Source organism: Lacimicrobium sp. SS2-24 (genome assembly GCF_002201535.1).
GTDB lineage: Bacteria > Pseudomonadota > Gammaproteobacteria > Enterobacterales > Alteromonadaceae > Lacimicrobium.
The window spans coordinates 61,561-85,577 of the sequence record NZ_NIWW01000009.1 but is presented as its reverse complement, the minus strand read 5'-3'; the positions used below and the strand labels follow the sequence as shown (position 1 = coordinate 85,577).

Annotated in this window: 25 protein-coding genes; 11 read left to right on the top strand and 14 right to left on the bottom strand. The window is 48.7% G+C overall.

All coding sequences use genetic code 11. The features are described from left to right. Window positions 1–24: 24 nt before the first annotated feature. The gene (ccsA, locus tag CCY32_RS14585; protein WP_246840635.1) at window positions 25–819 is read right to left on the bottom strand and encodes a cytochrome c biogenesis protein CcsA; all 795 of its coding nucleotides are present in this window, start codon (window positions 817–819) and stop codon (window positions 25–27) included. Between the two features lie 219 nt (window positions 820–1,038). Here ccsA and ffh point away from each other — a divergent pair, with 219 nt between their 5' ends. Then, window positions 1,039–2,430, top strand: coding sequence for a signal recognition particle protein (ffh, locus tag CCY32_RS14580; protein ID WP_088331955.1), 1,392 nt, complete (start codon window positions 1,039–1,041; stop codon window positions 2,428–2,430). Between the two features lie 95 nt (window positions 2,431–2,525). Here ffh and CCY32_RS14575 read toward each other — a convergent pair whose 3' ends face one another. Continuing rightward, window positions 2,526–4,310, bottom strand: a complete 1,785-nt coding sequence (locus CCY32_RS14575) for a GGDEF domain-containing protein (RefSeq protein ID WP_088331953.1) — start codon at window positions 4,308–4,310, stop codon at window positions 2,526–2,528. Window positions 4,311–4,729: 419 nt separating this feature from the next. Here CCY32_RS14575 and CCY32_RS14570 point away from each other — a divergent pair, with 419 nt between their 5' ends. Next, window positions 4,730–5,365, top strand: a complete 636-nt coding sequence (locus CCY32_RS14570) for a hypothetical protein (protein ID WP_088331951.1) — start codon at window positions 4,730–4,732, stop codon at window positions 5,363–5,365. A gap of 42 nt (window positions 5,366–5,407) precedes the next feature. Here the strand turns inward: CCY32_RS14570 and CCY32_RS14565 are convergent, their stop codons facing one another. Then, window positions 5,408–5,794, bottom strand: a complete 387-nt coding sequence (locus CCY32_RS14565) for a hypothetical protein (RefSeq protein ID WP_088331949.1) — start codon at window positions 5,792–5,794, stop codon at window positions 5,408–5,410. A gap of 701 nt (window positions 5,795–6,495) precedes the next feature. On the opposite strand from CCY32_RS14565, the gene rpsP reads away from it, so the two are divergent. Genes rpsP through rplS form a run of 4 tightly spaced genes read left to right on the top strand, consistent with a single transcriptional unit; the run spans window position 6,496 to window position 8,447 of the window. Next, entirely contained in the window at window positions 6,496–6,744 is a 249-nt protein-coding gene (rpsP, locus tag CCY32_RS14560) for a 30S ribosomal protein S16 (protein WP_088332093.1), read from the top strand. A 21-nt stretch (window positions 6,745–6,765) separates the two neighbouring features. Beyond that, window positions 6,766–7,296 (top strand): ribosome maturation factor RimM, encoded by a 531-nt coding sequence (gene rimM, locus CCY32_RS14555; RefSeq protein ID WP_088331947.1) that lies wholly within the window; start codon window positions 6,766–6,768, stop codon window positions 7,294–7,296. Beyond that, window positions 7,296–8,057 (top strand): tRNA (guanosine(37)-N1)-methyltransferase TrmD, encoded by a 762-nt coding sequence (trmD, locus tag CCY32_RS14550; protein ID WP_088331945.1) that lies wholly within the window; start codon window positions 7,296–7,298, stop codon window positions 8,055–8,057. Before rimM ends, trmD begins: the two co-directional genes overlap by 1 nt. Before the next feature lie 30 nt (window positions 8,058–8,087). Next, window positions 8,088–8,447, top strand: a complete 360-nt coding sequence (gene rplS, locus CCY32_RS14545) for a 50S ribosomal protein L19 (protein ID WP_062484027.1) — start codon at window positions 8,088–8,090, stop codon at window positions 8,445–8,447. A gap of 105 nt (window positions 8,448–8,552) precedes the next feature. On the opposite strand, the gene queC is transcribed toward rplS, so the two are convergent. Further along, window positions 8,553–9,212, bottom strand: a complete 660-nt coding sequence (queC, locus tag CCY32_RS14540; RefSeq protein ID WP_088331943.1) for a 7-cyano-7-deazaguanine synthase QueC — start codon at window positions 9,210–9,212, stop codon at window positions 8,553–8,555. Between the two features lie 69 nt (window positions 9,213–9,281). Between queC and queE the strand changes: the two genes are divergently transcribed. Together queE and CCY32_RS14530 are read left to right on the top strand one after the other, a co-directional pair. Then, a complete protein-coding gene (gene queE, locus CCY32_RS14535) occupies window positions 9,282–9,956 on the top strand; it encodes a 7-carboxy-7-deazaguanine synthase QueE (protein ID WP_088331941.1) in 675 nt (224 codons plus the stop codon). Window positions 9,957–10,038: 82 nt separating this feature from the next. After that, entirely contained in the window at window positions 10,039–10,875 is an 837-nt protein-coding gene (locus CCY32_RS14530; RefSeq protein WP_210401754.1) for an amino acid ABC transporter substrate-binding protein, read from the top strand. Between the two features lie 48 nt (window positions 10,876–10,923). On the opposite strand, the gene CCY32_RS14525 is transcribed toward CCY32_RS14530, so the two are convergent. The 10 genes from CCY32_RS14525 to leuS form a co-directional block, all read right to left on the bottom strand. Then, entirely contained in the window at window positions 10,924–12,087 is a 1,164-nt protein-coding gene (locus tag CCY32_RS14525; protein WP_246840642.1) for a serine hydrolase, read from the bottom strand. Between the two features lie 177 nt (window positions 12,088–12,264). Beyond that, window positions 12,265–13,065 (bottom strand): septal ring lytic transglycosylase RlpA family protein, encoded by an 801-nt coding sequence (locus tag CCY32_RS14520; RefSeq protein ID WP_088331937.1) that lies wholly within the window; start codon window positions 13,063–13,065, stop codon window positions 12,265–12,267. A 6-nt stretch (window positions 13,066–13,071) separates the two neighbouring features. Next, a complete protein-coding gene (gene rodA / locus CCY32_RS14515; RefSeq protein ID WP_088331935.1) occupies window positions 13,072–14,190 on the bottom strand; it encodes a rod shape-determining protein RodA in 1,119 nt (372 codons plus the stop codon). Further along, window positions 14,177–16,054, bottom strand: a complete 1,878-nt coding sequence (gene mrdA / locus CCY32_RS14510; protein WP_088331933.1) for a penicillin-binding protein 2 — start codon at window positions 16,052–16,054, stop codon at window positions 14,177–14,179. Before mrdA ends, rodA begins: the two co-directional genes overlap by 14 nt. A gap of 1 nt (window position 16,055) precedes the next feature. Then, window positions 16,056–16,526 carry a 23S rRNA (pseudouridine(1915)-N(3))-methyltransferase RlmH gene (gene rlmH / locus CCY32_RS14505; RefSeq protein WP_088331931.1) on the bottom strand — a complete coding sequence of 157 codons (471 nt, stop codon included), beginning with the start codon at window positions 16,524–16,526 and terminating at the stop codon, window positions 16,056–16,058. Between the two features lies 1 nt (window position 16,527). Then, on the bottom strand, window positions 16,528–16,845 hold the full coding sequence (rsfS, locus tag CCY32_RS14500) for a ribosome silencing factor (protein ID WP_088331929.1): 318 nt from the start codon (window positions 16,843–16,845) through the stop codon (window positions 16,528–16,530). A gap of 16 nt (window positions 16,846–16,861) precedes the next feature. Continuing rightward, entirely contained in the window at window positions 16,862–17,548 is a 687-nt protein-coding gene (gene nadD / locus CCY32_RS14495) for a nicotinate-nucleotide adenylyltransferase (RefSeq protein ID WP_168171533.1), read from the bottom strand. Further along, the gene (holA, locus tag CCY32_RS14490) at window positions 17,548–18,582 is read right to left on the bottom strand and encodes a DNA polymerase III subunit delta (protein ID WP_088331927.1); all 1,035 of its coding nucleotides are present in this window, start codon (window positions 18,580–18,582) and stop codon (window positions 17,548–17,550) included. Before holA ends, nadD begins: the two co-directional genes overlap by 1 nt. Then, the gene (lptE, locus tag CCY32_RS14485; protein WP_088331925.1) at window positions 18,582–19,082 is read right to left on the bottom strand and encodes an LPS assembly lipoprotein LptE; all 501 of its coding nucleotides are present in this window, start codon (window positions 19,080–19,082) and stop codon (window positions 18,582–18,584) included. The genes holA and lptE overlap by 1 nt, the downstream gene beginning before the upstream one ends. Then, the gene (leuS, locus tag CCY32_RS14480; RefSeq protein WP_210401753.1) at window positions 19,082–21,667 is read right to left on the bottom strand and encodes a leucine--tRNA ligase; all 2,586 of its coding nucleotides are present in this window, start codon (window positions 21,665–21,667) and stop codon (window positions 19,082–19,084) included. Before leuS ends, lptE begins: the two co-directional genes overlap by 1 nt. 171 nt (window positions 21,668–21,838) lie before the next feature. Here leuS and CCY32_RS14475 point away from each other — a divergent pair, with 171 nt between their 5' ends. The 3 genes from CCY32_RS14475 (at window position 21,839) to tolQ (ending at window position 24,009) form a co-directional block, all read left to right on the top strand. Further along, on the top strand, window positions 21,839–22,315 hold the full coding sequence (locus tag CCY32_RS14475; protein ID WP_088331921.1) for a hypothetical protein: 477 nt from the start codon (window positions 21,839–21,841) through the stop codon (window positions 22,313–22,315). Between the two features lie 619 nt (window positions 22,316–22,934). Beyond that, entirely contained in the window at window positions 22,935–23,333 is a 399-nt protein-coding gene (gene ybgC, locus CCY32_RS14470) for a tol-pal system-associated acyl-CoA thioesterase (RefSeq protein ID WP_088331919.1), read from the top strand. Then, window positions 23,323–24,009 (top strand): protein TolQ, encoded by a 687-nt coding sequence (gene tolQ, locus CCY32_RS14465; protein WP_088331917.1) that lies wholly within the window; start codon window positions 23,323–23,325, stop codon window positions 24,007–24,009. The genes ybgC and tolQ overlap by 11 nt, the downstream gene beginning before the upstream one ends. Window positions 24,010–24,017: the final 8 nt, after the last annotated feature.

Below are 24,017 nucleotides of genomic sequence, written 5' to 3'. Positions count from 1 at the left end.
CCGGGGAGTGTGCCAAACTTAGGGTTACATTCCCAGTAAAACTTCTTTCACAAACCTGCTGCCAAAGTAAGCCAAAGTCAGCAAAATTGCGCCTGTTATCGTGCCGATGATAATAGGTCTGCCTCGCCATCCCAGCCAGTGATGACCCAACAGCAGTCCACTGAAAATCAGCCAGGCTATCACCGATAGCAGTGTTTTGTGTGCCTGATGCTGAGCAAACATATCATCGAGAAAAACAAAGCCACTGGCCAGAGATAAGGTCAGAATGACCGTTCCAATCAGCAGCAGTCTGAAAAAGATATTCTCCACGATCATTAACGGAGGTAAAGACGAGTGCAGCAAGGAGACTTGTTTGTGTTTTAAGCGAAAATTGATGTAAGAGAGTTGCAGTGCATACAACATGCTGATCATCAGACAACCATAGGCAAACAGGGCCAGCGTAATATGCGTCAGTAATGCCGGACGCAAGTCTATGTGCATGACGTAAGAGTCGGGTACTAGTTGATTAATCAGTACGATAAAAGCTGCAAACCCATACACCATGGGTAACAGCAGTGCATTAGGCAGACTGAATGAGGCGATGGTCATGGATAAGGTGATCATCAGTGCGACCAGAGACGCCACATTCAAAATGCTCATATTCTGCCCGGAACCGCTGAAAATACCATCAATCACCAGAACCATGTGGGCGATGACCGCCAGACTGCCCACCAGAATGGATAATCTGTGCTTGGGACCTTCCTGGTGAAATAATCTGGCGCTGATATGACCCACTGCAATCAGATACAGTGCGCAGACAGCCAGTGCCAGTATTAACATGCAATGTTCTCCTTTGGCGCCATGACGGGGCTTGAAATCTTTTTTAGCTTAGAAACAGCAGCCAGTATATCGCCTGATGTCGGCCTTAACCAGTGTCCAGATTGAGACTTGCGTCCCCCTGTATAGATTCGGCGTTGACTTAGGTATAATCCCTGACCAGCATAATCCTTTTTATCGGTATTGGAATCACGACCAGTGCCAGCGAGTCAGGAATAATCGATGTTTGAAAATCTGAGTGAGCGATTAGGTAAAACCCTTAAAAATATCAGCGGGCGCGGCCGGCTAACTGAAGATAATATCAAGGATACCCTGCGTGAGGTCAGAATGGCCCTGCTGGAAGCCGATGTGGCCTTGCCGGTGGTCCGCGAATTTATCAGCCAGGTAAAAGATAAGGCGGTTGGGATTGAGGTCAGTAAAAGCCTTAACCCCGGACAGGTCTTTATCAAAATTGTCCAGTCTGAACTCGAAGCCATTATGGGGCAGGCCAATGAAAAGCTGGATCTTTCCTCACAGCCTCCCGCGGTGGTCATGGTGGCAGGTTTACAAGGGGCGGGTAAAACCACCAGTATCGGTAAACTCGCCAGGTTTTTGCGAGAGCGTGAAAAGAAAAAAGTGTTGGTGGTCAGTGCCGACGTTTACCGCCCGGCGGCCATCAAGCAGCTGGAAACGCTGGCCTCTGAAGTGGGAGTAGGGTTTCATCCGTCATCGGTAGATCAAAAACCAGTAGATATTGTCGAAGGCGCCATTGAGCAGGCCCGTAAGCAATTCTATGACGTGTTGCTGGTGGATACCGCAGGGCGACTGCATGTGGACGAGAATATGATGGAGGAAATCAAAGCCCTGCATCACGCCATTCAACCAGTGGAAACCCTTTTCGTGGTAGATGCAATGACCGGGCAGGATGCGGCAAATACCGCACAGGCCTTTAACAATGCACTGCCCCTGACCGGTGTTATTCTGACCAAAGCCGATGGTGATGCCAGAGGCGGAGCGGCCTTATCGGTAAGACATATCACCGGGAAACCGATTAAATTCCTGGGCATGGGCGAAAAATCAGATGCGCTGGAACCCTTCCATCCAGATCGCGTGGCTTCGCGTATCCTCGGCATGGGTGATGTACTGAGTCTTGTGGAAGAGATCGAGCGCAAAGTCGATAAAGACAAGGCGCAGAAACTGGCCAAAAAAGTACAGAAGGGCAAAGGTTTTGACCTGCAGGACTTTAAAGAACAGCTTGAGCAAATGCGCGATATGGGTGGCATGATGTCACTGGTAGACAAGATGCCGGGGATGGGCAACATGTCAGCACAGATTAAGGATAAAGCCAACGATAAGTCCTTTAATCAGATGGAAGCCATTATTAATTCTATGACGCCAGGTGAAAGACAGCGCCCGGACATTATCAAAGGCTCCAGAAAGCGTCGCATTGCCGCAGGCTCTGGTACCCAGATCCAGGATGTCAATCGCCTGCTCAAGCAGTTTACCCAGATGCAGAAGATGATGAAAAAAATGTCAGGTGGCGGCATGGGTAAGATGATGAAACGTATGAAAGGTATGATGCCTCCGGGCGGTCCCGGTGGTCCTGGCGGCCCGGGCGGTATGTTCCCGCGCTAATTGCCAGTGAGTTGAGGTCGCTGTGAATTAAACACCGTTAATTCAAAACTGCGTCTTCTGGCGTGACGGTTATTTGTTTTACAAAAAGCCGGTCATTAATGACCGGCTTTTACATTCAGTGACAACAGCAATTCATTCAGTATGGTTTTCATGTCGGAGAGCTTTTCAGTCGCAATATAGATACTCATACTGGAGCGCACATTAATGGTGTTATGGCTGGACTGTCCGATACGGGTTTCATCCAGTTCCTTTTGTAACCTGTCAAAAAAGCGCATTGCACTTTGCTCTTCAATATCAGGCAGACATAACAGAAACTGCTCTGGTCCATATCGGCCAAGAATATCGGTATCCCGGGTGATTTTTTGTAAGGTGGCAGAGATCTGCCTGAGCACTTCATTACCCTTTGCCAGGCCGACCGCCATATTGAGTTCTCTGAAATTACTCAAATCAAGTAATGCCAGAGCATTGGTTTTGCCTTTTTCCGGGCTGTGTATTTTTTGAATCTGGCTTAGTGCAACATCACTGTTTAACAAGCCCGTCGTCGGGTCAATAGCCAATCTCTGTTTATGCTTTTTACGCAGGTAGTAAACGACTATCAGCGAAAAGAGCACAAATAAAGTAATGCTGGCGCCAACAATAAACCGCTTTGTGCGCCGGGTATTCTGTATTTCTGATTCCAGGGAATAGATTTTGGAATAGAGATTAGCAACCCCTAGTATACTGGCTGAAGACTGACTTTGTTTGTTGTTAGCGCTGCTTCGGGTTGCATATTTTTCAAAGGCAACCTCGGCCTGCTCCCATTCTCCCAGCACCATATGCATATCTACCGTCAGCTTCAGATAGTCGAGATTGTTTTCCAAAAAATACTTCACCGCAGGATGCATAGATGGCAGTGAATGAAGGTAATCTGACACGCAGGGTTTATTTCGTTCGTGCACACAGGGCACCACCTTGTACCATTGCGCCATCGCCTTATAAACAGGATTTGATAAAGGTTCTACGGCCTTTTCCAGTGCCGGCAATTCAGCCTTGAGGTTGTCAATATCACCGATTCGATAGTAATAGCCTGTCAGAGCGTGATAGTAAAAGTAATTGGTCAGTGGGGTCGCGACATTGCGGTTTATCCGCTCAAATTCATTGATGGCTTGCATGGCGCGTTCGTACTGACCACTTGCCAGCAGCGAGCTGATAGCACTGATCAAAATCGTTAACTGATTGCTGCCTGTGTAGACTTTGAGTCCCATTTCGTGCGCTTTAAGGTACTGTTCAGCGGCAAGAACGTGCTGCTGCAAGTCACCATAAATGAGGCCGATACTGTTGTGAATGTGAGCCAGTGCCTGATAATTATTGGTTTTTGAGTACTGTTCGAGCACATTAAACATCATGCCTAAACGTTCACCCACAGGCAGATCCATCCGACAGTTTGTGATCAAACCCAGGGTTGCACTGAGATAAATATCACTGTGCCTGTTATTCGACAGTACCTGTGCCTGCTCATAATACTCACAGCGTTGTGGCTGCTCTTTAAGATCATAGGTAAAGCCAATCTGATAGATAGCCGAGGCGTAAAAATAGCTTTGCTCATCCAGGTCATCCCAGCGACTAATATCAAACAGCAGTGCCTGTGCATCTGATGCTTTGCCGGCACAAATCAAAAAGTGTGATTTCTCCACAAGAAGCGCAAACTCTTGTGATCGCGTCAGATTATCTGATGCTAAATATTGTTCCAGCTCGCTGAAGTCTTCCGGATTCGGGCAGTCATAAGTCACGGTTCGTACCCGTTCAATAAAACTATCGACAGGTTCGGCCATTTGCGCCTGAGCAACGGGCGTTACCATCACCAGTAAAAACTGAACTGCCAGGCGCAATCCTTGATTCATTATTTTCTTATTCTTTATTGCCGTTGAAGCGGATTGTACCGTGATGATATGAAAATGCACACATTCCCATTTCACCTCTATAACGCAGCATGGTCATGAGCGATGAAAATGCATTCGTAGGCGGTGTCTTTTGGATGTGGATAGTCGAAGCTGATGGCTTAACCACGATAAGATACACTTAAAGACTATTTTTGATCGTGTTTCAGGTGCAGCATAAGACGCGCGATGCTTGTATCAAACTTATAATTTTATTCGGATGATACCACTTTTTGTCCACTTCATATTCCAATCCTTTCTCATACGATGAATAATGAGGCCAGTCTTCGGACTACAGTGATAGTAATATCTTGACCAGCTCGATAGGGAATGATTTTGAGCCAAGACAATTTCCCTGCGATTCGTAATTATAAGGAAAATATATGAAGTTTCAGCAATTCTTAAAACTCTCCTGGATTTTCGGTGTTTTATTTTTAACCGGTTGCATGGCGACCGGCAAGTATACTGTTCCTATGCCTGAGAGTAATAACCTCGTTCAAAATGACAAAGCTGCTATTATATTAATGCGGGCGTCAAGCTATGGTGGCGCCATTACGTCACCTGTGATGCTTGTGGATGACAAAGGCGCTACAGAGATAGTAGGTATCATAGGTCCTAATGAAAAAATGGTGCATTATGTAGAGCCAGGAAATCATACATATATGGTGATTGGCGAAAATGCTGATTTCATGAAAGCCGAGGTGGAAGCGGGTAAGGTTTATTATGCACTCATTCGGCCTAGAATGGGCTTCTGGAAGGCGCGTTTTTCTTTAACGCCACTTAAAGTAAATCCAGAGAACCCTGATTTTAGTATTAACGGTGAGAATATAAGTAAATGGGCCAAAGAATGCGTCTATACTGTGCCCAATGCAGAGGTGCAGAAGTGGCATAAAGCGAAAACCGCACAGCTTAGCGAGTTGTATAATAAATACATGCCAGAGTGGGAGCAAAAGTCACTAGGCCAAAAAGCGGCTGCAACATTAGAATCAATCGATGGGCTTGACGCAGTAGTCTATTGATGATGAAAAGGAGAAGCGGTGAATAGCACCGCTTCTTCTTATTTAGTTATCTAGCAGATAAGCATTTCTCTGAATTTCACTTTCTAGCAATTGAATCCATTTGTTATAGTTGCGGTGAATGCCATTTTTAGCTGCATCATAATCTAATTTCTTACTATCCCTGTAGTTGATTTCGAAACTGCCATTCTGGTAGGGAATTTCTATCTCGGCGTAGTGCTGGCGAACATTGATTCCGGCAATGATTTTGTTTTCTTCCTCACTAATCACATGCCAGCGTTTGTACAATAATGCTTCAATGATGGCACGTTTTAGTGTTTTATCTTTAATATTCACCGTTGATAAAGTGGTATCGGCGTTATAAATCGTGTGCGTGGTTTTACAAGCGACGACACTCAATGTTAAACAAAGTGCAATAAGAGCGTGTTTCATAATTTTCCTCTAAAGGGTGCCTATATTAATAACAGACACATCCTCTAAGTCTTCCGATTCTTAAAAAAGTGTAGTGAAATTATTAGGGAACCCTAATAATGTCCAGCATATAGTTTTTTAGAAATTGTAGCAATTGAGGGTTTCTGTGAGAAGGTGCACTAAGAGGAGGTTAAATGACGCGCCAAAACGGTCCAATCCGCAAGGTTCAGATCACTATCGTTAAATTTTTTATCCGCTTTGTACCGTTATAGCAGACTCGATGAAGCACATCTGAGCAACGGGCGTTACCATCACCAGTAAAAACTGAACTGCCAGGCGCAATCCTTGATTCATTATTGCCGTTGAAGCGGATTGTACCTTGCTAAAAGTAAAAAAAACACATCACAACAGCGAGTGGAATACCATGACGTTTGGTGAGTTAAAACATGCTAATTGCGCTTTGATACCCGTGCGGAGAAGGGCTTAACCGCTTCGAGTGAAGGGCGGATAGCAGACTCAGTCAGCATCCCTGGCTGAGAATGGTGTAGCTATCCATTCAATGCTTGTGCCAGACAACATCGCGGTTACCCCATCGCCACTGCTTCTAAACCAATTAATTCCTTGCATTCATGGGTCAGATCCGTACAATACTGCGGCCCTTCAACCTGCCGGTTGAAAGGGTACGTAAGTTAATGTCAACGCTTAACGAGTTTGAGGCACATATGGTTACTATTCGTTTACAGCGTGGTGGCGCTAAAAAGCGTCCATTTTATCAGGTCGTGGTGGCAGATAGCCGCCGCTCGCGCGATGGCCGTTTTATTGAAAATATCGGCTTTTTCAACCCGACCGCTCAGGGTCAGGAAGAAAAATTGCGCCTGGATCTGGACCGTGTTGAGTATTGGGTAGGGCATGGCGCAAGCCTGTCTGACCGCGTTACTCGCCTGGTCAAAGATGCAAAAGCAGCAGCGTAAGCTGTTGAACTGAGGTATAGGATGAGTGACGCGTCTGAAACTCTGGTGGTCGGCAAAATCGGCGCACCTTATGGTGTTAAAGGTTGGGCCAGGATCACAGCCTATACGGACACACCTGAAGGCATATTTGATTACACACCCTGGTTAATTAACCAGGATGGTAAGCAGATTGAAATTCAGGTAGAGCAATGGCGTCAGCAAAGCAAAGGACTGGTAGCCAAACTGGCAGGTGTTGAAGACAGAGATCAGGTCGACAGACTGAAAAATCTGGAAATCAGCATCCGCACAGAGCAGCTACCAAAACTTGAAGCCGGTGAGTTTTACTGGCGTGAGCTGGTGGGCATGCAGGTTGTTACTGAAAAAGGTTACGATCTCGGTGTCGTCCGCGAGTTATTTGAGACGGGTTCGAACGATGTCATGATCGTGCAGGCCAATCTCAATGACGCTTTTGCCAAAAAAGAACGAATGATTCCGTATTTGCCTGACCAAGTGATCAGGCAAGTGGATCGGGCGGCACGTACCATTAAGGTAGACTGGGAACCGGATTTCTGATGACCCGCTGGTTTGGGGTAGTCAGCTTGTTTCCGCCAATGTTCGACAATTTCACCCAACAGGGGGTTTTTGGTCGGGCAGTGAAGAAAGGTTTGCTACAGGTTGAGTGTTTTAATCCGCGGGACTTTACCCAGGATAAGCACCGTACTGTAGATGACAGGCCTTATGGCGGGGGGCCCGGTATGTTGATGATGGTGCAGCCGCTGACAGACGCAATCCATGCCGCCCGAGAGGCAGCTGGAACACGCCCCAGGGTGATTTATTTATCACCTCAAGGCAAAAAACTGGATCAGCAAGGAGTAAAAGCGCTGTCTGAACAAGACAGTCTGATACTGGTTGCGGGTCGCTATGAAGGCATCGACGAGAGAGTCATACAAGCCGAAGTCGACGAAGAATGGTCGATTGGCGATTATGTCTTAAGTGGCGGTGAATTACCGGCCATGGTGTTGATGGATGCGATAGCGCGGTTTGTGCCCGGCGTGCTGGGTCATGAGCAGTCTGCAGAGCAGGATTCCTTTACGGATGGCTTGCTGGATTGTCCGCACTACACGCGTCCTGAAAATCTCGACGGTCGCTTGGTTCCTGACGTGTTGTTGTCAGGTAACCATGAAAAAATCAGGCAGTGGCGGTTAAAACAGATGCTAGGCAGAACCTGGCAACGACGCCCTGAATTGTTAAACGACCTGGCTCTGACTGAGGAGCAGGAACGCTTGTTAAAAGAATTCTTATCAGAGAATAATGACAACAAGCCCTGCAGCTAGATGACAGTTACTCCAGGATGAGAGGTTATGATGAGCAAAGTCAATCAAGATATCATCAAGCGTATTGAAGAAGAACAGTTGAAAAAAGACGTTCCTGAATTTGGCCCCGGTGATACCGTTGTCGTTCAGGTACGGGTTAAAGAAGGCGAGAAAGAGCGTCTTCAGGCTTACGAAGGTGTTGTAATCGCCAAGCGTAACCGTGGCCTGCACTCTGCATTTACCGTACGGAAGATTTCCAGTGGTGAAGGTGTTGAACGTGTATTCCAGACTCACAGTCCTGCGGTGGCTTCTATTGAAGTCAAGCGTCGTGGTGCTGTTCGTCGCGCCAAACTGTACTATCTGCGCGAGCGTAGCGGTAAGTCTGCACGTATCAAAGAGAAGCTTAACTAAGATAAATTTTCCCGTTGACATTACTTACCAAAAAGCCCGGCTAATGCCGGGCTTTTTAATATCTGTGATTCAAATCAGTCATGCTGAGGTGTCGCGTTGGCTTCCTTAGGCTTCGTATTCCAGAGGGTCTTCGGCACCATTTTCGGCAAAGGCTTCCAGCCGTTCATTGCAGGCCCCGCATTTTCCGCAGGCCTTTTCTCTGCCGTTGTAACAGGTCCAGGTCTTACTGTAGTCCAGTCCCATCTTCAGGCCATCTGCCAGAATGTCGATTTTACTGACATTGAGGTAAGGGCAGGCGATCTCTACTGGCTCATAGTTGGCGATGGCGCAGACATCATTCATTTTATGTACAAATTCCGGCCGACAGTCAGGATAAATGGCATGGTCACCAGAGTGGGCACCATAAAACACTTTATCGGCCTTGAGTGACACGGCATAGCCAACAGCCATGGAGAGCAGAATCATATTACGGTTGGGAACGACCGTATTTTTCATGTTGTCATCGGCATAATGGCCTTCAGCCACATCCATATCATCAGTCAGTGATGAACCGCCAATCAGGCTGTTGATGGCACTGATATCCACCACCTTATGGGGAATACTCAGCTCCGCACACACACGGCTGGCATAATCCAGCTCTTTGCGGTGCCGCTGACCATAATCAAAGGAAAGAGCAAAAAGTTCAAATCCCTCTTTGTTGGCTTTATTGATAACAGTGAAGGAGTCCATACCACCGGAAAAGATCACGACTGCTCTTTGTGTCATATCTGTTGCGCCTTTATAATTGACTGCTAATTTTGATTAATTTTACCAGCCTGGAAGGAAAATCCCTACGTGAGTGTGCTAAAGGTCAATGAAATGTTTGAAACCATTCAGGGAGAGGGCTTCTTTACCGGGCTGCCTGCCATCTTTATTCGGCTGCAGGGATGTCCTGTGGGTTGTCCCTGGTGTGACACCAAGCACACCTGGACATTGGATCCCCAAATGGACATACCGGCTGAGCAGGTGCTGGCAAAAACGACAGACTCTGAGGCTTACTTTAGTACCGATGCCGCCTCTCTGGTTAAGCGCATCCTCAGCATGGGCTACAAGGCCAAACATGTGGTAATCACCGGCGGTGAGCCTGCCATGTATGATTTAACCCAGCTCACCGGATTGCTGATTGAGTCCGGCTACAGTGTGCAGATAGAGACCAGTGGGACTTTTGAGATTCAGACCCATCCGGATACGTGGGTGACCTTGTCACCCAAGGTGGATATGAAGGGCGGATACCAGATATTGGATCAGACCTTACAGCTTGCCAATGAGATCAAACATCCGGTGGCAATGCAAAAGCATATTGAGGAATTGGACGCATTGCTGGCAAGGCCCGTCACTAATCCTCAAGCCATGGTCTATCTGCAACCGATCAGTCAGCAGCGGCGTGCCACAGAACTTGCGGTGGCTACCTGTATTAAGCGCAACTGGCGTCTGTCATTACAAACCCATAAGTATATCGGTATCGAGTAGTCACTGTCCGGGCAATTCACTTGTTTGTCTCTGATGGATTCGCTAGTGTAGATTGGCGGATTGCGTAGCGAGAGAAAACATAATGAAAATGCTCGGGATATTACTTAGCTTGCTGGTGGCATGGCCTACCGATGCCGCAACGTGGAATATTACCTATCCGCGCCCTATGTCTGAGGGCGACAGTCGTCAACAATATCCACTCCAGTTACTGCGTCTGGCACTTGAAAAGACTGGTGTTAACTATCGTCTGCAAGCCACAGATCGCATCCTGTTGCAAAGCAGGGCGCTTAAGCAACTCAAAAGTAATCGCGAAATCAGCGTGCTGTGGAGTATGACCGATGAGCAACGGGAACAGGATCTGCTGCCTATCCGTATTCCTATTTACAAAGGATTGATAGGACTGCGCATCCCATTGGTAAGAGCGGCCGATGAGGATTTGTTTAAATATGTACAGAGTATGGAGAAGTTAACGCTGTTTACGCCATTGTCGGGACATGACTGGCCGGATACCAAGATTCTGCAGGCGAATGGCTTTGTCGTGGTGACCGAAGAAGACTATCAAGCTCTTTTTACTCAACTAGCATCCCGACACGGTGACTTTTTTCCTCGTTCTGTGGTGGAAATCTGGGATGAGACAGAAAAAGCCGACAACATCATCATCGAACCCCATATAGCCCTGCACTATCCCACAGCCATGTATTTTTTCGTCAATAAAAAGAGCGCTGCGCTGGCAAGATTGATTGAAAGCGGACTGGAGCAGTTGATTGCTTCCGGGGAATTTGAGCAGCTTTTCCTGGCTACACATCAGGACAAAATTGAGCGCGCGGCCTTGCAGACGCGGCGTGTTTTTCGCCTTAACAATCCGATATTACCGGCGGCCACACCGTTAGATCGTGCAGAGCTGTGGCAATTGCCCTAAGTGGCTAAATCAAAGCCCACCGCATCCATAGGTGCGGTGGTGGGGTGATTAGCTGTCAAAACCCAGTTTCAGCTTGGCATAGTCCATCAGGCGCTTAAACAGGCTGCCTTCGTTAACTTCCTGTAATGTCACCAGAGGATAACTGGCTACGTCCTCACCGTCTAATTGCAGATACAATGTGCCTACGGTTTCACCTTTTGCTAACGGGGCTTCAAGTTTCTTATCGAGCTGGAAGTTGGCTTCAAGATTCTTACTTTGTCCGCGGGGGATAGTAATGGGAGTGTCTTCCATAATGCCCAAATCCACAGTGTCTCTGTCACCCATAAAAATCTTATGGGCAACGAAACTTTCTCCGGCCTGATACGGAACAATGGTTTCGAAGAAACGGAAACCGTATTTCAGGAGCTTGCGATTTTCTTCTTTACGGGCTCGCTCACTCTCTGTGCCCAAAACCACGGAGATAAGACGCATGTCGTCCTGAATAGCTGACGTGATCAGACTATAGCCCGCCTCTGAGGTGTGACCGGTTTTGATTCCGTCCACCATCAGGCTACGATCCCATAACAGGCTGTTGCGGTTATACTGCTTGATCCCATTGAAGGTAAATTCTTTCTCTGAATATATCTGGTAAATCTCAGGAACATCGCGGATGAGTGCTGCAGAGAGAATACCCATGTCCCTTGGTGAGGTAAATTGTTCCGGATTGTCCAGCCCATGGCTATTAGCGAAACGGGTAGCGGTCATACCCAGTTTTTCGGCGTAGGAATTCATCATGCTGGCAAACGCATCTTCACTGCCGGCAATGTATTCTGCCATGGCCACACAGGCGTCATTGCCAGATTGCACGATAATACCGCGAAGCAAATCATGGACACTGATTTGTTTACCCACCTCAATAAACATTTTTGACGATTCGGGAAAGTTTTTAGCCCAGGCATTTTCGGAAACGGTGACCATATCCTGCATGGTAATCGCACCGTTTTTGATTTCCTGACCAATTACATAAGCGGTCATGATCTTGGTCAGACTGGCGGGAGCCAGGCGCATGTCGGCATTCTTGGAGGCAATGACTTTACCTGTCTGATAATCCATCAGAACATACCCTTTGGCAGCGACCTCGGGTGCACTGGGTATCACCACCGCGGCGTTTGCACTAAGGCAAAAAAATAACAAAATGATGCTGAAAAAATGTCTGCCAGAGAAGCCTGTCATTACTTGCATTACCCTTCCATTAATTGTTGTTGATTAAAATGGTTACATTGTCCACGCTGGCAGTGATTCAGTAACAGGTTGTTCAGCTGATACCGGCCAAGTACAACGGGGTCGACAATATAACATTAAAAACCGATGCTGTGTGGCTTTGCCACTTGTGAGCCTGGACACTAAAGACTAGTGTGGTGCGTAGAGCTGGTAAGCGCCCTGATAACCGCTACGCTTAAGCTCTTCGACCAGCAACGACGCCGCATTCTTGTCTTCGATAGGGCCGAGTCTGAGTCTGTAGACACCATTAAAGGCTAATAATTGCGTCGGTAACTGATAAAGATTTTCCAGCCCTTTGGCCAGTTGTTTCACTTTGTTCTCATCACTGAGCGCGGCCACCTGAATAAAAAGCGCTTTGGCGGCTTCCTGCTGCTCGGGGCGCAGCGGTGACTCGCCGGCAATGCGCATATTGCCCTGCTCGTCCACATGGATACTGTCGATCTGAACCTTGGCCGTACCGGTTTTAAGCATATCCAGCTTAACAGCGGCAGCATAGGACAGATCAATGACCCTGTTACCGTGAAAGGGACCTCTGTCGTTAACCCGCACAATAACCTGCTTATTGTTTGCCAGATTGGTCACTCTCACAAAGGAAGGCAGAGGCAGTGTTTTGTGGGCGGCACTCATGGCATACATATCGTACACTTCACCATTTGATGTGAGGTGGCCATGAAACTTCTGGCCATACCAGGATGCTTCACCGCGCTGACTGTAATCCTGGGCAGTTCGCATGGGCTGGTAAGCTCTGCCGAAGACTTCGTAGGGCGCATTCCCACGCGGTGTAAAAGGAACATGGACGGGCTCTGCGTCCCTCAGAGAAATTTCAGCAGGGGGGCGCGCCGGGGCAGAGTCATTACGTTGGCTGTAACGGCCCTGTTGTGTTGCGCAGCCGCTTAATGTCAGTATCAGCAAACTGATGAGCAATTTCATTATTGATTATTCTCTTGATAACAGGCGTTTTTGTGTGCCTATTCCCATCAGAATGCCAAAACCCGCCAGCAATGTCACCATCGACGTTCCGCCATAACTGATCAGAGGCAAGGGAACACCCACCACAGGCAGTAAGCCTGATACCATTCCCATGTTTACAAACACGTAAATGAAGAAGGTCAGGGTGATACTGCCCGCCAGCAGTTTGCTGTAGGCTTCCTGCGCACGCATGGCGATGATCATCCCCCTCACGACTATAAACCCATACAGAATCAATAACAGAACAATGCCGGTAAATCCAAACTCTTCGCTGAATACCGAGAAAATAAAGTCAGTATGTCGTTCCGGTAAAAATTCTAACTGAGATTGGGTACCTTGCAACCAACCTTTACCCTGAATTCCTCCGGAACCGATAGCAATTTTCGACTGGATAATATGATAGCCCGATCCCAGCGGATCGGATTCGGGATTGAGAAAGGTCAGAACACGCTGTTTTTGATAGTCCTGCATCAGGAACATCCACATGATCGGTGCGAAAGCCGAGGCAAGGGCGGCCAGGGTGCCAATGATCTTCCAGCTGGTCCCTGCCAGAAACAAGACAAATAATCCGGCGCTGGCCAGCAACAGAGACGTACCCAAGTCGGGCTGTTTAGCCACCAGTAATGTGGGTATTGCCATTAAGAGGAAGCCGACCACTATGTTCACAATGCGGGGGGGCAGATTAAAGCGACTGATATACCAGGCCACCATCATGGGTACGGCAAGTTTCATAATTTCCGATGGTTGAAACCGCATAAAGCCCAAATCCAGCCAGCGCTGTGCTCCTTTGCCCACCGTGCCAATTAACAGCACGGCAATTAACATCAGGACACCAACCACATAGAAGTGAATGGATAATCGCCGATAGGCCAGTGGCGGGATCTGTGCTAATACCAGCATTACAGATATGGCCACACCCAGGCGGATGCCCTGGCGTATAATCAGATCCATGTCTTTGCCACCTGCGCTGTAGATCACCACCAGACCCGTTCCCATCAGCACCAGGAGCGCAAGAAACAGAGGCAGATCAATATGCAGACGGTGCCAGATGCTGTTGGCATGCGGTTCCAGTTTACTGCGCAGCATAGTTACCACTTTCTTTGTTGGCAAAATAATAATCCATCACTTTACGGGCGATGGGAGCGGCTTGTGAACTGCCGCCACCCGCATTTTCCATGGCAACCGTCACGACAATCTCCGGATTTTCGAAAGGGGCATAACCAATATACATGGCATTGTCTTTATGATGGTCTGCAATGGTTTCCTCATCGTACTCCTCATCCATACCGATACTGATGACCTGAGCCGTACCGGTTTTACCGGCAGAGACATATTCGGTGTCTTTAAAGGCATTTCTGGCGGTGCCATGATCACTGTTTACGGTGCCATACATGGCATCCAGCACAACCTGCCAGTTGTCGGGTGAATCCAGCACAATGGGTTGCAGCTCCTTAGGTGCGGCCAGATGCAATTTATTATTACTGTAGTGGCCGCGTAAGATTTGTGGCACATAGCGGGTACCGCGGTTGACAAGGGTGGTAACCGATTTGGCCAGTTGCAAGGGGGTGGTGGTCCAGTAGCTTTGGCCGATGCCAACAGAGATGGTGTCGCCAATGTACCAGGGTTCGTTGTAACGCGCTCTTTTCCAACCGCGACTGGGCATATTCGCCGCAGACTCTTCATACAGGTCAATACCCGTATAATCGCCAAAGCCAAACTGACTCATCATTTCAGAAATATTATCAATTCCCGTTTTATATGCCAGGTCATAAAAAAAGATATCACAGGACACTTCTATGGACTTTTTCACATCGACCCAGCCATGGCCCCACTTCTTCCAGTCTCTCCAGGGGCGCTCCACGTTTTTGAGCTTGTAAGTACCGCGATCGAACATCCGTGTTTCTTCCGTGATCACACCTTTTTCCAGCCCCAGCAGAGCAAGATGCGGTTTGATTGTGGATGCCGGTGGGTACTGGCCTTGAGTAGCCCGATTAATCAGCGGCCTGTCGCGGGATTGCAGAAGTTTCTGATAGTCTTTGCTACTGATACCGTGCACAAACAGGTTCGGGTTGTAGCTGGGATTACTGTAAAGTGCCAGCACTCCGCCGTTTCTCGGATCCAGTGCCACCACAGACCCCCGGAATCCCTGTAAAGCATCACGGATAACCTGCTGTAATTTCACGTCAACATTTAAAACCAGATCTTCCCCGGGCACCGGAGGCTGAAACTTCAGGGTGCGGATAATACGGCCCTGATTGTTGACCTCCACTTCCTGATAACCCACCTGTCCATGTAATTTACTCTCGTGAAATTTCTCGACACCCTGTTTGCCAATGTTATAGGTGGCGGCATAGTTGTCTGCCTGACCTGCTTCAACCAGTTTTTGCAGATCTTTTTTGTTAATGCGTGCCACATAGCCGAGCAGGTGGGTGAGTGTTTCGCCGTAGGGATAATGGCGGGTCAGCCTGGCTTCCACCGAAATACCCGGAAACTTGTGCTGATGAGCCGAGAATAACGCCACTTCCTCATGGGTGAGACGGGCTTTCAGACTGACCGGGCGGAATCTGCGGTGATGCTTCAGTTCTTCGCGAAAATCAAGGATGTCATCCTCAGACAGGCCCAGCAATTCGCGTAATCGTTGCAGGCTGCTATCCAGATCCTCCACCTGTTCAGGTACAACCTCCAGGCTGAATGTCGGACGATTTTCAGCGAGCAAAAGGCCATTTCTGTCATAGATCAGCCCACGGTTTGGTGCTACCGGTAACACCTTGATGCGATTGCCGTTAGAGCGGGTCTGATAGTCTGTGTATTTGGTGACCTGAAGATAATAGAGGTTACTCACCAGTGTGACGATAAGTGCAGCAATACCCAGCAGGGCGATCACCGTTCTTCTGGCAAACAGGTTTGCTTCTGCAGTGTGGTCTCTGATGGTAATGCGTTTTGGCGGCACGTTATTCTCTGTGGTATGGATGGTTAGTGTTAACCGACCAGGCACGGTACAAACTTTCGGCCAGCAGCACTCTTACCAGAGGATGAGGTAAGGTGAGTGCTGACAATGACCAGCGTTGTTCTGCCGCTGCAATACATGCGGGTGCCAGTCCCTCCGGGCCACCCACCAGCAGGCTGACATCGCGACCGTCCATCTGCCAGTGCTGCAACTGTTTCGCCAGCTGCGTTGTGGTCCAGCTTTTACCGTCAACCTCCAGTGTCACGATGCGATTACCTTTAGGCACGGCGGCCAGCATGGCTTCGCCTTCTTTTTTCAGAATGCGGCTGATGTCGGCATTTTTGCCCCGTTTCCCTGGTGCAATCTCATGCAACTGAAAAGGCATATCCGGCGGAAAGCGACGGCTATATTCATTAAAGCCGTACTCCACCCACTCCGGCATTTTATTGCCTACCGCAACCAACTGAATACGCAAATTACCCCCAGAGTTTTTCTAACTGATAGAAATCCCGGGTTTCGTCTTGCATGACGTGAACGATGATATCGCCCAAATCCACCAGTACCCACTCACCGGTATCCTGACCTTCAACGCTCAGTGGTGCATGGTTAGCGTGTTTCGTTGCCTCAACCAGTTTCTCTGCAATTGAGTTAACATGGCGTTTGGAATTACCAGAGCAAACCAGCATCATATCGGTGATGCTGGACTTGCCGGTTACATCCAGCGTGACGATATCCCTGCTTTTCGCATCTTCGAGTTTATCCAATACAAAGTCTTTAAGTTGTTGGGTGTCCAAGAAAGCTCCTGAGTCATCATGGCGGCGACAATTCGCCCTGTGTATAAAGATGGTGTTGGTTAATATATGCCAATACGCTGTCGGGCAGCCAGTCCGGATCGACAACCCCGCGGCTCAGGGCTGCCCTGATCGCCGTGGATGATACCGGTATCTTACTGGTTTTGGCCAGATAGATAAGTCCGTTGCGCTGATGTTTCAGGGCAGCGACATCTTTAGTCTGGCGCTGGTCCAGCAACCTTTGAATATTGACATTGAATTTTGGCAAAAAATCCCCGCGTTGACATACAACCAGGTGACAATAGTCAAACAAGGACGACCATTGGTACCAGCTATCAAGGTGACAGAGTGAGTCCATGCCAATAAAAAAAAGTAACGGCTGCTGGCTGAATTCGCGACGAAAGTCCGCCAGTGTGTCAACGCTGTAAGAGGGCTTGTTCCACTGCAATTCGCGTTGGTCGACGACAAACAGAGGCCATTCCTGACAGGCTAGCCTGAGCATGTTAAGACGATGTTCAGGGCTGCTCTGTGGAGCCTGTTTATGTGGCGGGATATGACAAGGTAGCAGGCGGATCTCATCCATGCCCAACGTTGTGGCCGCCTCGGCAACAGGACGAAGATGACCGTAATGCACCGGATCGAAGGTGCCACCGAAAATACCCAGCATCTTCTTCGCTACCACGTTGTCCTGCGTGATATCAGGCATCACATATAATCCAGCGCCAGATTGTCGAGAGGCATCGGTATAAACATCAGGCATAAATGGCAAAGCTCCACAAAAGGTCTAGGTACCACCGATTGTTTAATTGCTTGATCGAAGTGAGCCAGTTTATCTGCCATGGAATCGAGTTGTTGATGGTTGAGACGTTGTAATGCCTTCTGATATAAGGTCTGACGATTTCGCCATATACGGTGTTGATTCCATAAGGATTGCAGTGACTTACCCTGACTGAGGGCATGTTGTAAATTTTTCAGTGTCTGCCATTCTCTGACCAGAGCCCACAGTACGATGGCGGGCTCGACGCCTTCGGTCTCAAGTCGATACAACATTTTGACCGCCCGTTGCGCATCACCGGCAAGCAAGACATCTACGAGCTGAAAGACGGTGAAACGGGATTGGTCGACGATGGCGCTTTCAGCCTGCTCCAGCGAGAGCTTTCCTTCGGGATAAATCAATGCCAGTTTGTCGATTTCCTGTCTGGCAGCCAGCAGATTGCCTTCACAGTAGTCACCCAGCAGCCTTACTAACTCGGGAAACGGCTGAATGCCGGTATCCTGCAAACGCGTGTTGATCCAGCGATGTAATTGCTGACCTTCTAATGGGTAACATGGAATATAGGCACCATGTTGCTCCACACTTTTAAACCATTTTGTGTTCTGCACATCTTTGCCGATCCGCCCACCGTAAAGCACAATAAGCACATCAGCACTGGGAGCCTGAGCCAGCCCTTGTAACACTTTGGCTCCTTCGGCACCCGGTTTTCCGGTGGGCAATTCCAGTTCGATAAACTGTCGACTACTAAACAGTGACAGGGTCTGACTGGCTTCCACCAGGCTATTCCAGTTAAAACTGCTGTCAACGCTGAGGCTTTGGCGCTCATCGAAACCCTGCCGCGCGGCATACTCGCGAATCATGCGCAAACATTCCATCTGTTGCTGTGGTTCATCACCAAAGACCAGATAGAATCCCTGCAAACCTTGGTTCAGGTTGTCAGCCAGGCGATCGGGGTACAGTGGCATTACAGTTCCTGAGTATTCAGGCGGCTGAGCTGGCGAATAATGCGCTCTGAGGCCAGTTGTCTTAACTCGTCCAGAATGAGATTCAGTTCTCTGGATTTGGCCAGTACTGCATTAGGGTCATCCTGGTATTCACGACTGAGATCAAAGCTGAACAACTGAGGTTCGAGTCCAGGCTGCCTGACTTCATAACGGACCTGATAGATCAACTCATATTCGGCAACCTGACCGGTGCGAAACAATGACAATAACTCGCGCTCGAGCGTTTCCGGATACAGATAAATGACCGTTGCCGAAGACGTAGGCTGGGGCAGCAGCGTAACCGAATAGCGCTCCAGTCTGTTTTGCAGCGCCCGCACCAATGGGGCATGTTCATTCTGTGCACTCAGATGAATCTCTCTGAACTGATTACCCAGTGGCACCGTGCCTCTTAATGTAAATCCGCAACTGCTGAGCGTCAGGCTCAGCAGTACCAGAACGGGAAAAAGTGTCTGACGTTTCATCAGTTGGCCACGATATTCAGCAGTTTACCTGGCACATAAATCACTTTTCTTAAGGTCTTACCCTCAGTGTGTTGGCTGACATTGTTTTGCGCCATTGCCAGAGTTTGTACCTGCTCCTGGTCGGCATCGGCAGGTATGGTCACCTTGGCTCTGACTTTCCCATTCACCTGCACCACAATTAGTTTTTCATCTTCCACCAGCGCCGTGCTGTCCACCTCAGGCCAGCCGCTGAACTCGATTTCTGTCTGATGCCCAAGTTGTTGCCATAATTCATGGCAAATGTGCGGCGTGATAGGGTTCAGCAAGGCCAGTACGATCTCGATCGCCTCGCGCATCAGGGCGCGATCTAACGCCGAGTCCTGAGGGGCTTTCTGAAGGTGGTTCATCAACTCCATGACGGCCGCAATGGCGGTATTGAAGGTTTGGCGGCGGCCCAAATCATCGGTCACTTTGGCCAGCGTTTTATGTACTTCCCGGCGCAAGGCTTTCTGATCTGCACTGAGCGCACTTTTATCTAAGGATGAGATATCCCCTGCGGCCAGATGCTCCTGAACAAGTTTCCAGAGACGTCTTAGGAAGCGATGTGCGCCTTCCACGCCGGAGTCCATCCACTCCAGAGTTTGTTCCGGCGGTGCTGCAAACATGGTGAATAAGCGAATGGTATCGGCACCATATTGATCGATCACTTGCTGAGGATTGATGCCATTATTTTTCGACTTAGACATCTTTGTCATGCCACCGTGAATCACCTCTTTGCCGTCGCTACGCAAAATGGCACGGGTGATACGGCCTTTATCATCTTTTTCCACATCAACATCAGCAGGACTGTACCAGGTTTTGGCGCCTTTACTGTCTTCGCGGTAGTAGGAGTCGGCCAAAACCATTCCCTGACACAACAAGCGTTTAAAAGGCTCGTCAGACTCTACCAGGCCTTCATCACGTAATAATTTGTGGAAAAACCGAGAATACAGCAAATGCAGTATGGCGTGCTCAATGCCCCCGATATATTGATCGACAGGTAACCAGTAGTTGGCCTGCTTGGGATCCAGCATGCCTTCCTGATACCCGGCACTGCAATAACGGGCATAATACCAGGAGGACTCCATAAAGGTATCAAAGGTGTCTGTTTCACGGCTGGCGGCCTGACCCTGATACTGAGTCGTGGACCAGTCACTATCACCCTTAATCGGGGACGTGACACCATCCATAACCACCTCTTCAGGCAGGATGACCGGTAGCTGCTCAGCTGGCACGGGAACGGACTCACCATTTTCCAGATTCAGCATCGGAATTGGCGCGCCCCAATAGCGTTGTCTCGACACACCCCAGTCACGTAAACGGTAGTTCACTGTGCGCTTGCCTTTGCCCAGTTCAGTGAGTTTTTCAGCGATGGCGTTAAATGCCTGCTCTGAGGTTAACCCATCGAACTCGCCTGAATTGATCAGAATGCCTTTTTCAGTGAAGGCCTGCTGTGCCAGATCGCACTCTTCATTATCGGCAGGCTTGATCACTTGTTTGATTTCAATCTGATACTTGGTGGCAAACTCCCAGTCCCTCTGATCATGCCCCGGCACGGCCATCACGGCGCCCGAACCATAATCCATTAGCACGAAGTTGGCTACCCAAACAGGCACCTGTTTCCCGGTCAGTGGGTGGACGGCAAAAAGCCCGGTGTTGCAGCCTTTTTTCTCCATGGTGGCAATGTCAGCTTCAGCGACTTTGCTGTTTTTGCACTCTTCGATAAACGCCGTCAGTTCGGCATTATTTTTCGCTGCCTGCAGCGCTAAAGGGTGTTGTGCTGCTAGTGCCACATAACTCACGCCCATCAAGGTATCCGGTCGTGTGGTATAGACGTCAAAATCGGCCGAGCCATCGGCTAACGCGAAATTCAGTTCAACGCCTTCTGAGCGTCCGATCCAGTTGCGTTGCATTGCCCTGACTTGATCCGGCCATTCATCCAGTTTATCCAGATCGGTGAGCAGTTGTTCTGCATAATCGGTGATCTTGATAAACCACTGAGGAATTTCTTTTTGCTCCACCAGCGCACCGGATCGCCAGCCCCGGCCATCAATGACCTGTTCATTGGCCAGTACCGTCTGATCTACCGGATCCCAGTTCACCGTCGCATTCTTCTTGTATACCAGGCCCTTTTCATACAGGCGGGTGAAGAACCATTGTTCCCACTGATAGTAGTCAGGCTTACAGGTGGTGACTTCGCGATCCCAGTCATAGCCAAATCCCAGCGAACGCAACTGTTCTTTCATGTAATCGATATTGGCGTAGGTCCACTTAGCGGGGGCGGTCTTGTTTTCGATGGCAGCATTTTCTGCAGGCAGTCCAAATGCATCCCAGCCCATGGGTTGCATTACATTTTTACCCTGCATTCGCTGATAGCGGCTGATCACATCACCGATGGTGTAATTGCGCACGTGACCCATGTGTAACCGACCACTGGGGTAAGGGAACATCGACAGGCAGTAGAACTTTTCTTTATTTTCATCCACTTTGGCTGTGAACAGACCACTGTCCTGCCAGTGTTGTTGAACCTTCTTTTCTATCTGCTGAGGATTATACTGTCTTTCCATCAATTTCGAATTCCGGGCTGTTGAGATGATTTTTGCCAAGCCGGATGGCTGACACAAGACCCAATAGAATACCCCAGTGCAGACGTGCTGAACAATAGCGAAGGGGGAATTCATTGGTATTGGATCATCTGCCCCTATACTCTATAAATCACCAACAAACAGGAGAGTCCGTTGCAAAAGCATCAATCTGACTACGAGAAATTGCTGGAGAACATGTCTGACTGGGTCAAACACTCAGTACAACAGGACGTACTGACGCTGATGCAGATAGAGGAGCAGGCCAAAGCCTATCTCAAAGCGGCAGAAGATCTCAGTAAAGATGAAATGGAAATGCTGGAAAACACACTGACCCGCGATTTACAGACCTTTGCACATCACTGGCAGCGGGATGCCGACAATTCCCCCTGGTGGCAGGCTACCAAAGACAAGTTCTGGTCGTTACTAGCCGATCTGTCTGATAAGAGTCAGTTGGCAATGAGCGAGTCCTGGCGGGATATTCAGCACCAGGGTATTTATCAGGCAGGTGAAGCGGTGGCATTGGGTGAGCTGGAGTGCAGTCGCTGTCATCATCGCCATCAGGTAACCCATGCGGAAGTGATTCAGCCTTGTCTGGAATGCGGTAACCGGCGTTTTTCCAGAGTATTGTAACCCAGTATCCCGGGCGTGCGTTTGGGATTCATTCCAGTGTCAGCATGTGCTGATTCACAGGCAAAAAAAAAGCCCGCCTATGAGGCGGGCAAAACAACAAGTGTTGAAGGAAAATGAAAACTTTCCAGGGAACATGTCAACAGGAGATGTGACAAGTGCATCTGACTAAATTGATGAAACATCGTGCGCTAGTGCAGAATACGCCGCGTATTTTACTGACATCGGGTTACGGCACAATTGAGATTTTTTCTGTTTTGTAATTAGAAAAACTAATGTGTAAACAGGATGTTTCCTGTCACGCTAGCTAGAATTTAACCGGTTTTTAATTTAATGCATTGATTTATAAGGTGAAATAAGCAAGATTAAAATTTAAACAATCAAAATATTTTTGACGGAATATCAGTTTCACTATTGCAAGTCCGGTGACTTCACCACAGTAGCCAGCCAATGTGTATTTTACGGCACTTTTCATTGTACTTTGGGGGATTCACGTTCAACACCGCCCCGGTTGTGTTGTGCCTGGTTTAAAAGTGAACAATTGAGACAGGCTGAGTGTATAAGCCGACGGTGTGGCTTGGTATGCTATCGGGCTAATGGTATAACAGTTGGAACATAAAGAATGCATCGGCATAACATTCGCGTGTACTACGAGGACACGGACGCGGGCGGGATAGTGTATTATGCCAACTATCTCAAATTTCTGGAGCGAGCCAGAACAGAATGGCTCAGAGCACTGGGGATAGAGCAGGATAGTTTGCTGGAACAATCTACGGGTTTTGTCGTCAAACACCTGGAAATCGACTACCTGGCTGCCGCAAGATTCAATGAATTGTTAGCTGTGGAATCAACATTGGCGTTGGTGAGGCGGGCCAGTCTGGTTTTCGAACAACGTATTTATAATCATAATAATAGGCTGCTGGTTACTGCTCAGGTAAAGGTGGCCTGTGTGGATCTTCGCTCAATGAAAGCGAGGCCCATACCGGATTTCGTATTAGGGGAGCTATCAGGTGTCAGGTGAAATGTCTTTCTTCGGTCTGTTTCTGCAGGCCAGTTTTCTCGTTCAGCTGGTTATGTTGTTGTTGCTGGCAACATCGGTTGTATCATGGGCGTTTATTTTTCAACGCAGTAAAGCGCTCAATCAGGCACGGCAGGAAGTCAGAAAGTTTGAAGACAAGTTTTGGTCTGGTGGCGACCTCAACCGATTATTTCAGGAAATTTCCGCCCGCCAGCATGTCTCCGGCATGGCCAGTTTGTTCGTCGCCGGATTTAAAGAATTTGCCCGTCTTCGCAAAAGCGGTTCGGCCTCGCCTCAGGCCGTAATGGATGGCACTTACCGTGCCATGCGGGTGTCCTTGTCCAGAGAAGTGGATGCCCTGGAAAGTAATTTGCCCTTTTTGGCCACGGCTGGCTCCATTAGCCCTTATATAGGATTGTTTGGCACAGTCTGGGGGATCATGAACGCCTTTATTGCATTGGGTGAAGTGCAACAGGCAACCCTGGCCATGGTGGCTCCAGGCATCGCTGAAGCATTGATCGCAACGGCAATGGGGTTATTTGCAGCGATTCCGGCCGTCATAGCTTACAACCGCTTTAGTCATCAGGTTGAGAAGCTGGAAAACAGCTACGGCAACTTTATGGAAGAGTTCTCAAGTATCCTCCATCGCCAATCCCACAGCTCAGACAGTGCCGCTTAGGAGTTAGC